This window comes from Ideonella azotifigens (assembly GCF_021043325.1).
Classification (GTDB): Bacteria; Pseudomonadota; Gammaproteobacteria; order Burkholderiales; family Burkholderiaceae_C; genus Ideonella; species Ideonella azotifigens.
The window spans coordinates 524868-537842 of the sequence record NZ_JAJNKD010000001.1; the positions used below are offsets into that span (position 1 = coordinate 524868).

Below are 12975 nucleotides of genomic sequence, written 5' to 3' on the forward strand. Positions count from 1 at the left end.
TGTTCACGAGCCGCGAAGGGCGGCGAGCAGCCCTTCCAGCGGTTGCATGCGGTGGTCCAGTTCGGCGAGCAGCAGCGCGCGCATGTCCTGGCAAAAATGGTCCAGCCACGCGGTGGACGGCGTGGCTTCGGGCTCGGTCTGCAAAGTGGCCTCGGCGGCCTGCGCGCGGCGCAGGCGCTCGAAATGCACGCCCAGCGAAGCGGGCAGGCTGGCCAGCAGCGCCTGCTCCTGCGCGCCGATGATGGGTGCCATCGCCACGTCCAGCGCTGCCAGCCTGGCCATCTCGGGCGACTGGGTGGCCAGGGCCGCCTGCAGGCGCTCGCGCAGCGTGCTGATCTGCGCGTCCATGGCCTGCTGCGCGGCGAGGTAGCGCTGGCGGTAGGACGGGAAGTCGAGCGCGGCGGCCTCTGGGGCGGCGCGCTTGGCGGCAGCGGTCGGGTTCAACGGGCGGGGCTCGGTCTTGCCGGCGGGGGCCTGTTCGACGAGGGTCGTCAGCTCGGCCCGCACGCGGCGGTATTCGCGCTCCGCCGCAGTGGCGGGCGGCAGGGCGCGGGTTCGGGGGGGGGGTGTTGGCGCCACCGCGGGCGCGCTATTCAAGGCGGCAGACAGCGAAATCGCGTCACGCCAGTCCACCCAGCCGCTCAGGCGCTCGGCGAAGGCTGCCTTCGAGGCCGGCACGTCCGCGGCGTCTGTCAGCGCGGCCAGCAGGCGCACCAACGCCGAGCCGGTCACCAGGGGGCGGCGCGTCACTTGCGCCTTGCTGCCGTTCAAGGTTCCCAATCGAAAAAACGTCGGATTTTACCGACAGCGGCCAGACCGGGGCCAGGCTGCTCCTTCGCGACGCCGGGTTGCAAGGCTGGGCGTCGAGGGGATGAACCTGTTGGTCAAGCTCAAGGCCGTGCCGTGCCGCGGCGTCGCCAAGGTGCTTTCCGCGTTGACTAGCCGTCTTCGTCGCAGCGCGGCTCGATCTTCTGTGCTGTGGCTCTCAGCGGGGCGAGCACCTTGCGCAAGGATGGCAGGTGTGCCACACGATGCTCAGGTCCACATTACAAGCAGCCTGGGCTGATTCATACCGGCAGGGCTTCGCTGATGATGCGGTCACGGGAGCGTTTCGGCAGGCCTCTGGGGGTCACAAGGTCAACTTTCACGCCCAGCAGTTCTTCCAGCTCGACGTGCAGACCAGCCAGGTCATAGAGCGAGGCGCCATCCAGCGGTTCGATCAGGAAGTCGATGTCGCTGGCTTCGGTGTCTTTCCCGCTGGCGACGGAGCCGAATACACGGAGGTTGCGCAGGCGGGCTTGTTTGGCAACAAGGATGCGCAAGGCTTCACGGTGAAGTTCAAGCAGTTGCGAGGGCTTCATGGTGCGCTGATCATAGGGCCGCCGGAACAGTCTGCGCAAATCCACGGCATGGAGCCCGTCACAATCCCCCGCACAGCCCGCAGCGAGGGCGCCAGCGGCGCGTGCGCCAAGCAACTTGATGAACCAGACACCGAGCACCTCGACACCCCAGGACCTGTTGATCCTCAGCGTGAGCGCCGGCAACGGCCATGTGCGGGCCGCGCAGGCGCTGGCCGCTGCGGCGGCCACGCTGCAGCCAGCCTGCAGCGCCACCCATGTGGACGCGATGGCGCATGTCGCCGCCGGCTTCCGCAAGGTCTACACCGACTGGTACATCCAGCTCGTCAACCGTGCACCGGAGCTGTGGTCCTACCTGCACCAGAAGACCGACGAGACGCCGCACAGCGCCACCTCGCAGCGGCTGCGGCGGGCCATCGAGCGCGTCAGCGCCGGGGACCTGCTGCGCGAGGTGTGCAAGGCGCGGCCAAAAGCCATCGTCTGCACCCATTTCCTGCCAGCCGAGCTGCTGATGCGCGAGCAGCAGAAGGGCCGGCTGGACGCGCCGATCTGGCTGCAGGTCACCGACTACGACCTGCACAACATGTGGCTGGTGCCCGGCATGGCCGGCTACCTCGCGGCGACCGAGGAGGTGGCTTTCCGGATGCGCGAGCGTGGCCTGCCAGCGGACCGCATCCATGTCACCGGCATCCCGGTCATGCCCGGCTTCTCTCAACCTGAGGCACCTGAATTGGCGCGCAGTGCCAACGTCACCCGCCTCGGGCTGGACCCTGTGCGCCGCGTGATCCTGATGGCTTCGGGCGGCGCCGGCGTGGGCGACCTGCCCAGCATGGTCGAGCAGGTGCTGGCGCTGCAAGGCCCGGGCTGCGACTTCCAGGTGATTGCCGTGGCCGGCCGCAACGCGGCGGCGCACGCGGCGCTGCAGGCGCTGGCGCAGCGCGTGCCGGGGCGGCTGGTCGCCATCGGCTTCACGCAGGAGATGGAGCGGCTGATGGCCGCGGCCGACCTGGTGGTCACCAAGCCCGGCGGGCTGACCATCTCCGAATGCCTGGCGCTGGGCAAGCCCATGCTGCTGGTGTCGCCCATCCCCGGCCAGGAAGAGCACAACGCCGGCTTCCTGCTCGAAGAGGGGGCCGCGTGGCTGGCCTATGACGCGATCGGCCTGGGCTACAAGGTGGCGCGGCTGATGGCCATGCCTGACAAGCTCGGGCAGATGGCCGCCGCCAGCCACGCACTGGGCAAGCCGCAGGCGGCGCGCCGCGTGCTGGAACAGGTGCTGGGACGATGAGCGGGCGCGAAGAGACTGGGTTGCGCCGTACCGTGGTCTACCTGCTGTGGGTGCTGGTGGTGGCGTTCTTCTTTGCCAACGTAGAGGTGCAGATTGAAGGCCCGGCCGGCTGGGCCGCGGCGCTGCCGACCTGGCGCGTCGAGTCGCACTGGCTGCTGGACATCTTCTGGGGCGGCCGCGCGATGACCGGCTACCACGCCTGGGTCTTCAGCTTCATGGCGCTGGTGTTCTTCATGCCGCTGGCCTTCAATGGCCGCTTCGGCTGGCGAGACGCCGCGTTGGCGCTGGCCGGCCTGATGACGTTCTGGATCGTCGAGGACTGGTTGTGGTTCGTGCTGAACCCTGCCTATGGCTGGCAGCAGTTCAACCCGGCCCACGTGCCCTGGCACAAGCACTGGCTGCTGTTTGCGCCAACGGATTACTGGGTCGGCCTGGGTGGCGCCGCGCTGATCGTCGCGCTGCGCCACCGGCCGCGCCGCGAGGGCGGGACATGAAGCGCGAATCCCGGCGGACCAAGCAGAAGCACTACGCGGTGCCCGGCGTGCGGCCGGAAGACTGGGCCGATCCGCTGACCGGCCAGCCGCATGCGCTGGCCAACCTGCACCGCATCACGCCCACGCTGTACCGCAGCGCCCAGCCCCGGCGCAACGACCTGCCGGCACTGCACGCATTGGGCATCCGCACGGTCGTCAGTTTCCGCTCCTTCAACAGCGACGAGCGTGCGCTGGCCGGCAGCGGCATCGGCCAGGTCCGCGTGCCCATCGACACCTGGGCCATCGACGACGAGAAGGTGCTGCAGGCGCTGCGCGCGATCCGCGCCGCCGAACAGCGTGGCCCGGTGCTGGTCCACTGCTGGCATGGCGCTGACCGCACCGGTGTCGTCGCCGCAGCCTACCGCATGGTGCTGCAAGGCTGGGACAAGGACGCCGCCCGCCACGAGATGTTCCGCGGCGGCTACGGTTACCACACGCTGTGGCGCAACATCCCGCGCTACCTGGACCGGCTGGACGTGGCCGCGCTGCGCCAGGCCCTGCTTGAACCTGCGACCACGCCATGACCACTGCCTCTTCACCCTCGGCCCTGCAGCGCGTGGGCCTGACCACCGCCGCGCTGGTGCTGCTCAACGTCGTGCTGTACCTGGTGCAGGCCTTGTCCGGCCAGTCCTGGATCGAGCGCTCGCCGCAGGAGATGCTGGCCTGGGGCGGCAACCTGGCCTTGCTGAGCCTGACCGGCGACCTGTGGCGGCTGGGTGCCAGCGTCTTCCTGCACGGCGGGCTGCTGCACCTGGCGATGAACATGTACATGCTGTGGCTGCTGGGCCCTGCCGCCCAGCGCCAGCTCGGCCGCAGCGGCCTGCTGCTGGTTTTCCTGGCCGGCGGCTGGGCGGCCAGTTGCGCCAGCAGCGGCTGGTTCGGCTGGCATCTGCTGCGCGAGTATGTGCAGGGCGGCCATCCTGCGCAGTGGATGGTCGTCAGCGCGGGTGCGTCGGGCGGGATCATGGCCTTGTGCGGCGCGCTGCTGTCCTCGCTGGCCTGGCAAAAATTGCAGCGCGAGCCGTCGCGGCTGGGCGCCGGCTTTGGCAGGGCGCTGGGACAAGTGGTGTTGATCAACCTGGTGGCCGGCAGCCTGATCAGCGGCGTGGACCAGTCCGCGCACGTGGGCGGGCTGCTCGCCGGTGGCCTGATGGGCGCACTGGTGGCGTCCGCCGGCAACCTGCGCTCGCAGGGCCTGGCGCTGTTGCTGCGGCTGGCGGTGGCGCTGCTGGCAGGCTGGGGCAGCAGCTGGACCTTGCTGCACCTGGCGGACTGGCAGCCGCTGCAGCAGGCGCGCGGCGATTTCGAGCAGTCAGCGCCCGCCGAATGAGGCCTGGCGATGTCCACAGCGGCTGTGGACAAGCCTGTGTCAAAGCCGTGCCCAGTGGCGCCAAGTGCCGGTCGCGTCAGGCTTTTGTCTGGGGTGCCCGGGTTTTGTGCAGTTGCTGCCTGGCCCGGCGGCGGCGCAGCCATCGCGGTGCCAGCCAGTGGCCGAAGCCGGGCTCCTCGTAGGCCAGCAGCGCGGGCACCCGCACTTCGATGCGGGTGCCGGTGGGCACTTCGCTGGCCAGCGTCAGGCGGGCGCCTATCAGTGCGGCGCGTTCATGCATGCCGGCCAGCCCCCAGTGGCCGTCGGCGGCACCACGGTCCCGCACCTGCGGGCTGAGGCCGATGCCGTCGTCGCAGACGCACAGCAGCAGCCCGTCGCTGCCGTAGGCGATCACCAGCGTGATCTGGTTGGCATTTGCATGCCGGTAGGCGTTCAGCAGACCTTCACGGGCAATGCAGTACAGCTCGTCCAGCACCTTGCGCTGCAGCGCCCGCGGCTGGCCCTGGGTGGTGACGCGCAGGCGCGCAGCCGAGCCCGAGCCCAGCACGCGGCCCAGCGCCTCCAGCGCCTGGGCCAGCTCGGTGCCGTCGACCTGCGGGCTGCGCAGGTCGCGCACCCGCTCGCGGGCTTCGAGCACCACGTCGTCGGCCTTGTCCAGCAGCGTCTCGATCTGCTGCCGCACCGGCGCATCGGCCGGCAGCGTCGAGGCCAGGCCCTGCACGTTGACGATCAGGCCCTGCGTGCTCTGCAGCAAGGTGTCGTGCAGCTCGCGGGCGATGCGCTCGCGCTCGCTGTGGCGCACCTGCAGCTCGCGCCGCACGCGCAGGGCGATCGCCCGCGCGCGCAGCAGGTAGAGCCCACCCGTGACCAGCAGCAGCGCCACGCCGCAGGCCAGCGCGAACAGCCGGCTCTGCTGCCAGGTCGGCGCAATGCGGAAGTCCAGCGTCGTCTCCTGCGGGTTCCACACGCCGTCCCCGTTGGCCGCCACGACGCGGAAGCGGTAGTGCCCGTCCGCCAGGTTCGCGTAGGTGGCTTCGTGTCGCGTGCCGGCCTCCTGCCAGTCGTTGTCCACGCCATCCAGCCGGTAGCGGAAGCGCGCGCGGTCGGCCACGGCCAGCGTCAGCGCGGTGTAGCGGATCGCCAGGTTGCGCGTGCCGGCCGGCAGTTGCAGGTCCGGCACCGGTGCATGGGGCACGTCTCCCACCCGCAGCTGCTGGATCTCCACTGTCGGCGACCGTATGTTGCGCGGCAGCTCGGCCGGGTCCAGCCAGGCCAGGCCGTGGTTGGTCGCGAACCACAGCCGGTCCTGCGCGTCCCGCACCAGCGTGGACTGCAGCGGCGCCTGCTGGGCAATGCCAGGCAGGCCCTCGTGCCAGTCCAGCAGGCGGTAATTCAGGCGGGGCGGCTGCTGCTCGAACATCGCCGGCAGGTCGGCCGGCTTGACCTGCACCACACCGCGCGCACCGTTCAGCCACAGGTCGCCGTCGCGCGTCTCGGCAATGCCGGAGACATGGCCGAAGGCATCGTCGCGCTCGGCCGAGACGGTCGAAAAACGCCGGCCGTCGAAGCGCGCGAAGCCGGACTCACCGGCCACGAAGATCGCATCGCGGCCGACGTGAATCGCCGTGGTGCGGCCGGTCAACAGCCCGTCGGCGTTGCCGTAGCGGCGCAGTGTGCCGCCGGCCAGCTGCACCACCTCGTCATCGAAGCCGAACCAGGTGTCGCCGTTGTCGGCCACGGTGATCGCCGTCGGTGGCGAGCCGCCATTGTCGATGCGCTGTTCGCGCTGCACGCTGTTCGGCGCGACGTGGTAGACGCCCTTGCCGACCAGCGAGACCCAGGCGCCGCCCGCATGGTCGGGGGCAAAGGCTCGCTCAGAGACGCTGCTGGCGACCGACGTGAAGTCGACGAGCTGGCGCTGTCCGCCATGGAGCCGGGTCATGGTGTCGTCAAGCACCCACAGCGCGCCATCGGGGGCCTGCATCATCGCGTGCGCGCCGTGCCGCTCATTGCGCACCTGAGGCGGGTTGGGCGGGTCCAGCCACAAGGTCTGGTTGCGATTGGCGACCAGCACACCGCTGCCCGAGGGCGTGACGGCCAGGCGGCCCGGCACGCCCTGCGAGAAGGCGGCCACAGGGTGCAGCCGCATGTGCCGAAAGCTCTCCAGGCCGTAGTTCGTGCCGACCCAGATGTCGCCGTCGCCGTCCTCCAGCAGCGGCACCACCACCTCGGACGCCAGGCCGTCCGGCCCGGAGAACAGTTCGGAGTCCTGCGGCGCGAGGCGTTGGCCGGTGGGCACGGCCGACGGGTCGCGCAGCCGCCGCACGCCGGCGCCGGACTCGGTCATCCACATGCTGCCGTCGCGCGCGAACAGCATCTGCTTGACACGGAGGAACGGGTTGGCAGGCAGCGCCGCATGGGTGGCGGTGGCCTGGGCCAGCGCAGACGACAGCGGTGCGCCTTGCGCGTAGTCCGGCAGCGGCCGCGTGCCTCCTGCGGGCTCCGAGACCCAGAGCCGCCCGGCGCGGTCCTCGGCCATCACCGGCTCGTGGATCAGCCACTCACCGGTGGGCCTGAACTGGCGCTCGCCCGGTTTCAGGTAGAACAAGGTGTTGGATGTGGTCACCCACAGCACGCCGCGGTGGTCGGTCAGCAGGCCGTCGGCGCCGTCGTCAGGAAAGCCCCAGTCACTGCCGATGCGCTGCCAGCGCTGGCCGTCGAAACGCGCCAGGCCCTCGCCAGCGGCCGCCCACAGCGCGCCGTCGGGCGTGGTCACGATGCGCAGCACGCGGCCGGCCGGCATGCCTTGCGCCTGGTCGTAGGCCGTCACCATGCCGTCGCGCAGGCGAACCACCCCGCCGGTGTAGAGGCCGAGCCAGATGTCCCCGTTGGGCAGCACCTTCAGGGCGTTGATGTTGGTCGAGCGCAGCCGTTGGCCCTCGCGCAGCGGGTAGCGGTCGAAGCGGGCGCCGTCGAAGCGGTACAGGCCCAGGCCGGTGCCCAGCCACAGCGAGCCGGTCGGCGACTGCGCGAGCGTCCAGATGTCGGCCGGCGCCCCGTCGGTCACCGTGCGCGAGATGTGCATGAACTCGCTCAGCGGCGGCGCCGTCGCACGCGCCGCGAAGCTGCTGCATGCCAGTGCCAGCAGGAAGGCTGTCAAGTACAGCAGGCGGCCAATGCCGGGGCGTGGAGTCAAGAGGTTCAGTCGAAAAGCAGTGAATGCTTGCAGGGCAAGGCCAGCGCCAGCGCGCCGAGGCTGCATTGTCCCCAATGCCGCGAAAGGCCTGCCACACTGCTGGCAAAGCACTGTCCGAACGACGCATGAACAAGCATCCCTGCACCCCACCCGCACCCGGCGACAACATCGCCGCCCTGCTCACGCCCGCCCTGGTCGTGGACCTCGACGCGATGCAGCGCAACCTGCAGCGCATGGCCGATTTCGCGCGCCAGCACCGCCTGCGCCTGCGGCCGCACGCGAAGATGCACAAGTGCGCCGCCATTGCCAAGCTGCAGATCGCCGCAGGGGCGGTCGGCGTGTGCGTGCAGAAGCTCTCCGAGGCCGAAGCGCTGGCGGCGGCCGGCATCACGGACCTGTTCATCAGCAACGAGGTCATCGACCCGGCGAAGCTCACCCGGGTGGCCGAACTCGCCGGCCGGGTGACGCTGGCCATCGCCGTCGACTCGAAGCTCGGCGTCGAGCGGCTGGCGCTGGCCATGCAGTCTGCCGGCAGCCAGATCGACGTGTTCGTCGAGGTCGATGTCGGCCAGGGCCGCTGCGGCGTGGCGCCGACTGCCGCCGGCGCGCTGGCGCAGCAGGTCGTCGCGCACGCTTCTGCAGGCCTGCGCTTCGCCGGCCTGCAGGCCTATCACGGCCGCGCGCAACACCTGCGCAGCGCCGCCGAGCGCGAGGCCGCGATCCACCACGCCGCCTCACTGGCCCGCGCCGCACAGGCCACGGTCACAGCCGCCGGCATCCATTGCCCGCTCGTCACCGGTGCCGGCACCGGCAGCTTCACCTTCGAAGCCGCCAGCGGCCTGTGGGGCGAACTGCAAGCCGGCAGCTACCTCTTCATGGACCGCGACTACGCCGAGAACCAACCCGCCCCCGGCGCCCCGGTCTTCGAGCAGGCACTGTTCATCAAAAGCCAGGTCATCAGCCGCGGCGAGGCCCACGCCGTCGTCGACGCTGGCCACAAGACCTACGCCATCGACAGCGGCCTGCCAACGGTCTGGCAGCGCAGCGACCTGACCGTCACCAACGGCGGCGACGAACACGGCATCCTGCATCCCGCGCCGCATGCCAGCGCGGATGTGCTGCCGCAGCTCGGCGACATCGTCTGGCTGGTGCCGGGGCACTGCGACCCAACGGTCAATTTGCACGACCACCTTGTCGCTGTGCGCGGGGGCTTGAGCGACGGGGTGGTCGAGACGGTGTGGGCGGTGGATGCGCGGGGTTGCGTGAGCTGACCAAGCCGATTTGCTGCCGGCGGTTAGTGTTAAGAGTCGTGAAGTAGTTCGCGATTTGTTAAATTTCAGACCGCGATCCCCCAAGTAAGGGGAAGAGAGCCTGAGATAGCGCCATCGCGCGGATGCTAGATTCCGTCGCGCTTTCCAAACCGACCATAAAAACACGGGTCGCGCCACGTGGATTTGTCATTCAAAAGGGAGTGCCCCGCACCATGCGTGCCACGGGCCTTGAGGGAGTCGAAATGAAGAAGCGCCCGTGGCATGGCTACTTGGCTTGCCGATGTTGGTGGTCGCCTGTGACGGCGGCTGGTCGTAGTCTTGCCCCGCAGCGATGTCGAGCATCGGTGCTGCACCCTCCGACCAGGTTGTCACCGAGGGACAGTCGGGCAAGTTTCATATTCACGGCCCGCGTTCATTGGCAACTCTCTGCGGCAACGCGGGAGAGACTTGCTGACCCCGTTTACCCGATTGCCGCGCACCCTCTTTTGATTGCCGGACGCGCCAGTCTCAAAATTTTTGCGGAGCCCGGCGAGGGCTCAAGGAGAAACCATGACCTCAAATCGTCTGCTCGCGCCAGCCTTGTTTGTTGCGATCCTATCCACGGTAGCTAGCGGCTTTGCGACTGCGGCGGATCCAACAGCAGACGCCTCGACTGCGCCGTCGTCCCCGGCTGAGCCCGCCAAGGCTGCCGCAACACCGAAGATCGAATTCGCCAAGCTTCGGTCGAAGATTGTTCCGGGTGAAAAGATCGGGCATTTGGAAGGCGGGTTTTTCTGCTTCAACAATGGTGACCAACATGCTTCAGATCGCTTTGAGTCGGTGGTCAGTGGCTTTGCGGAAGCAGCTTTCAAAATCGAGTTGAAGGCCCAAGGATTGACCGGTTCTTCAACCGAAGTGTCTGCGTTCGACACGTCGCAACCCTCCGATGCCGATTTTCGAGTCGGCGGTGTGATCTCCAATTTCAACGATTCGGAATGTACATATCCAAGCGGTCGCAAGGGTGTGATTGAGCTCACGATCAAGTGGGACCTTTTTTCGACACGACAGCAGCGCGTCGTCTTCAGCAAGACGGTGTCTTCTGCGGAGCGCATCCCTGGCTTCGAGAACATCACGGGGCGCGACTTCATGTTGCGCGCGTTCGGTCGCAACCTGCGCGACCTGTTGACTGACGCGGACGCAAAGGCCATCTTCTCAGGCAACCTGCCAGCGCTGCCGCCGGTGACTTTGTCGCCGATGCACCTGCCAGCAAGTCGTGTCCAACTGGGTGGCACGCAGACCAATGCTGCTCGATTGCGCACCGCCGTCGTGACCATCTTGAGCGACAAGGGGTCGGGTACCGGCTTTTATGTGTCCGATGGCTACGTGCTGACGAACAAGCACGTGGTGGGGCAATCCAAGTACGTAAAGATCAAGTTGGACGATGGCAAGGAGGTTGTTGGGGAACTGGTCCGCGAGGATGGCCCGCGTGACGTGGCCTTGTTGAAGACCGAGTCCGTCGCGGTTCCTTCGCTGAGCCTGCGGCTTGCGGACCCTGCTGTCGGCGAGGATGTCTACGCCATCGGCACGCCACTCTCGCAGAAGCTGGCTGGCACGTTCACGCGTGGCGTGCTCAGCGGCGTGCGTGAGTCTGAGGGCGTCCGCTTCTACCAGAGCGACGTGGCCGTCAATCCCGGCAACAGCGGCGGTCCGCTGCTCGATGCTGCGGGCAATGCAGTGGGCATCACCACCTTCAAGCTGAACAGCGCATCCGGCCTGGCGTTTTTCGTGCCCCTGCGGGATGCAGCAGAGCGTCTGGCGCTGATATTCGATGCGCCCTTGAACTGAGGCAGCTCCCTCAGCGGCGTGGCATCGGATCCCATCCACAGCCACTGTGGACAACCATGTGCCCAAGCGGTGCCCAGCGGCGCCAAGTCCTTGTCGCCGCTGGGCTTTGCTTGCGGTGCCCCGGGATTGAGCACCGAAATCGACGGACGAAAGCGTGGCCCGCGCGGGCGCAGCCCCGAGGCTGCATCCGCATGGGCGCGGGTTCAGCCCGCGGTACCTGCAGGCGCGTGGCACGCCGAAGCATCCGTCCGAGCTGCTGCCGGCCGCCGCTGCACCGCGAGCGCTGGCTGGACATGGCGTGGTCGGCTACAGGGCCGCGCCCTACCTGCAGAGCGGGCAATTGCGCGAGGTGCTGGCGGACTGGAGCCGCCCGCTCACGCCGCTGCACCTGGTCTATCCCGGCAATCGCCAGCTGAATGCCAAGCTGCGTGTGTTCGTGGATTGGGCGGTCGAGATTTTTGCCGGGATGGACGCCGCCACACGCTGAAAAAAGCGGCAACCACCGTCCACAGCCGCTGTGGACAAGCTTGTGTCCAAGCCGTGACCAGCGGCGCCAAGTCCTTGTGGCTGTGGCGTTTTCCTTGCCGTGCTCCCGGTTTGAGCAGGGGTCAGCTCGACACGTCCTTGGTTCGTGTGCGCGAGACGGCCGACATGATGCCGATGCCCAGCACGATCAGGCAGGTGATGCCGATGTACAGCGGCGCAATGCCCACTGCGACCATGCCCCAGGCCACGCCGGCCACCAGCAGCACGAGCCCGATCAGGAAGATTGCAAACGACATGGGGAACTCCTTTGAACGCCGGGGGCAGGGCACGGCGTGGATTGCACTTTAGGGGCCCGCTCCCTGGCCGCGCATCAGCCAAGCGCGGAGGCTGGCGTAGGGCCCGACCTACGGCGGGCCCTCACTCGTCCTGGAAGCCGCTGGCCTTGACCCCGCCGGCCCAGCGCAGCGCCTCGGCCTTCACCAACCGGCCGCTGCTACCGTGCCTGGGCGCTTTCCCGCAATCGCAACCACAGCGCCACCAGCAGTCCGGCCGCCGCAGCCAGGCAGCCCACCAGGTACACGCTGGACAGGCCGGCGCTGTCCGCCAGCAGCCCGGCCAACGGCCCGGTGAGGCCGTAGGCCAGGTCCTGGAAGGCCGAGAAGCCGCCCATGGCCGTGCCGCGCAGCGGCGGCGCCACGCGCTGCACCACCTCGCGGCCCATGGCCGGGAAGATCATCGAGCAACCCAGGCCGGTCAGGAAGGCGCCAGCCAGCGCCAGGGCCGGCGTGGTGGCCTGCCAGATCAAACCCTGGCCCAGCGTTTCCACCACCAGCGAACCGATGGCCACTGGCAGCCCGCCGATGCGGTCCGGCAGCCGGCCGAACAGCACGCGTACCAGCACAAAGCCGGCACCAAACGCCGTCAGCCCAAGGCCGGCATGCGGCCAGTGGCGGTCCAGGAAACTCAGGCTGAAAAACGCGCCAATGGCCGCAAAGCCAATGCCCTGCAGGCAGACCACGAGGCCGTGGGCCCAGATCTGGCCCAGCACCTTGCGCAGCGAAGGCCGCTGCGCAGCTGACGGCACCGCCACCACGGGCAGGCCACGCACCGCCAGCCAGCCCAGTGCGGGCAACAGCGCACTCGCAGCCATCGCGCCCGCAAAGCCCACCTGCTGCTGCAGCACCAGCCCCAGCGGCCCGCCCACGGCCAGCGCCGCATAAATGGCCGCACCCACCAGCGCCAGCACCTGGCCCGAGCGGGCCGGGCCGACGAGGCCGATGCCCCAGGCGATCACGCCCACCGCGACCAGGCTTTCGCCCAGCCCCAGCAACAGCCGGCCGGCGACCAGCACCGCAAAAGCGGCCACGGCAGGCAGCGAAGCCATGCCGGCCGCCATCGAGGCCAGTGCACCGGCGATGTAGAACAGCAGCCCGCGCGACACCGCGAGCTTGGCGCTGCGCCGGTCCGCGATGCTGCCGGCGTGGCCGCGCGTCAGGATGGTCGCGAGGAAGGCGATGCCCACGGCCAGCCCGGCCCAGGCATGGCCGAGGCCCAGCCGGCCGGTGACAAAGACCGGCACCACCGGCAGGGCCATGCCCACGCAGAGATAGGCCACGAAGAGCAGCGCGGTGAGCAGCAGCAGCTGGCGCTGCGCGGGGGCATCGGTCGAGAAAGAAGAGAAACGCATGG

Annotated in this window: 12 protein-coding genes; 7 read left to right on the forward strand and 5 right to left on the reverse strand. The window is 68.8% G+C overall.

The features are described from left to right. Positions 1-3: 3 nt before the first annotated feature. Positions 4-750: a DUF3348 family protein gene (locus LRH25_RS02410; protein WP_231010105.1), complete on the reverse strand. Its 747-nt coding sequence runs from the start codon at positions 748-750 to the stop codon at positions 4-6. Between the two features lie 317 nt (positions 751-1067). Next, positions 1068-1361 (reverse strand): nucleotidyltransferase family protein, encoded by a 294-nt coding sequence (locus LRH25_RS02415; RefSeq protein ID WP_141291836.1) that lies wholly within the window; start codon positions 1359-1361, stop codon positions 1068-1070. 118 nt (positions 1362-1479) lie between these two features. Between LRH25_RS02415 and LRH25_RS02420 the strand changes: the two genes are divergently transcribed. From LRH25_RS02420 to LRH25_RS02435, 4 genes are read left to right on the forward strand one after another with little or no spacing between them, the layout of a single operon-like run. Further along, positions 1480-2646, forward strand: a complete 1167-nt coding sequence (locus tag LRH25_RS02420; protein ID WP_231010106.1) for an MGDG synthase family glycosyltransferase — start codon at positions 1480-1482, stop codon at positions 2644-2646. Next, a complete protein-coding gene (locus tag LRH25_RS02425; RefSeq protein WP_141288533.1) occupies positions 2643-3140 on the forward strand; it encodes a hypothetical protein in 498 nt (165 codons plus the stop codon). Before LRH25_RS02420 ends, LRH25_RS02425 begins: the two co-directional genes overlap by 4 nt. Next, positions 3137-3703: a tyrosine-protein phosphatase gene (locus LRH25_RS02430; protein WP_141288532.1), complete on the forward strand. Its 567-nt coding sequence runs from the start codon at positions 3137-3139 to the stop codon at positions 3701-3703. Before LRH25_RS02425 ends, LRH25_RS02430 begins: the two co-directional genes overlap by 4 nt. Continuing rightward, the gene (locus LRH25_RS02435; RefSeq protein ID WP_141288531.1) at positions 3700-4509 is read left to right on the forward strand and encodes a rhomboid family intramembrane serine protease; all 810 of its coding nucleotides are present in this window, start codon (positions 3700-3702) and stop codon (positions 4507-4509) included. The genes LRH25_RS02430 and LRH25_RS02435 overlap by 4 nt, the downstream gene beginning before the upstream one ends. Before the next feature lie 76 nt (positions 4510-4585). Here the strand turns inward: LRH25_RS02435 and LRH25_RS02440 are convergent, their stop codons facing one another. Then, entirely contained in the window at positions 4586-7705 is a 3120-nt protein-coding gene (locus LRH25_RS02440; RefSeq protein ID WP_231010107.1) for a sensor histidine kinase, read from the reverse strand. A gap of 125 nt (positions 7706-7830) precedes the next feature. Here LRH25_RS02440 and LRH25_RS02445 point away from each other — a divergent pair, with 125 nt between their 5' ends. The 3 genes from LRH25_RS02445 (at position 7831) to LRH25_RS02455 (ending at position 11287) form a co-directional block, all read left to right on the forward strand. Beyond that, positions 7831-8976, forward strand: coding sequence for a DSD1 family PLP-dependent enzyme (locus tag LRH25_RS02445; RefSeq protein ID WP_231010108.1), 1146 nt, complete (start codon positions 7831-7833; stop codon positions 8974-8976). A 549-nt stretch (positions 8977-9525) separates the two neighbouring features. Continuing rightward, positions 9526-10800, forward strand: coding sequence for a S1C family serine protease (locus LRH25_RS02450; protein ID WP_141290071.1), 1275 nt, complete (start codon positions 9526-9528; stop codon positions 10798-10800). Positions 10801-10954: 154 nt separating this feature from the next. Beyond that, positions 10955-11287, forward strand: coding sequence for a type 2 periplasmic-binding domain-containing protein (locus tag LRH25_RS02455; protein ID WP_141290070.1), 333 nt, complete (start codon positions 10955-10957; stop codon positions 11285-11287). A 121-nt stretch (positions 11288-11408) separates the two neighbouring features. Here LRH25_RS02455 and LRH25_RS02460 read toward each other — a convergent pair whose 3' ends face one another. Together LRH25_RS02460 and LRH25_RS02465 are read right to left on the reverse strand one after the other, a co-directional pair. Beyond that, positions 11409-11582 (reverse strand): hypothetical protein, encoded by a 174-nt coding sequence (locus LRH25_RS02460; RefSeq protein WP_170201035.1) that lies wholly within the window; start codon positions 11580-11582, stop codon positions 11409-11411. Positions 11583-11779: 197 nt separating this feature from the next. Then, on the reverse strand, positions 11780-12973 hold the full coding sequence (locus tag LRH25_RS02465; protein WP_231010109.1) for an arabinose transporter: 1194 nt from the start codon (positions 12971-12973) through the stop codon (positions 11780-11782). Positions 12974-12975: the final 2 nt, after the last annotated feature.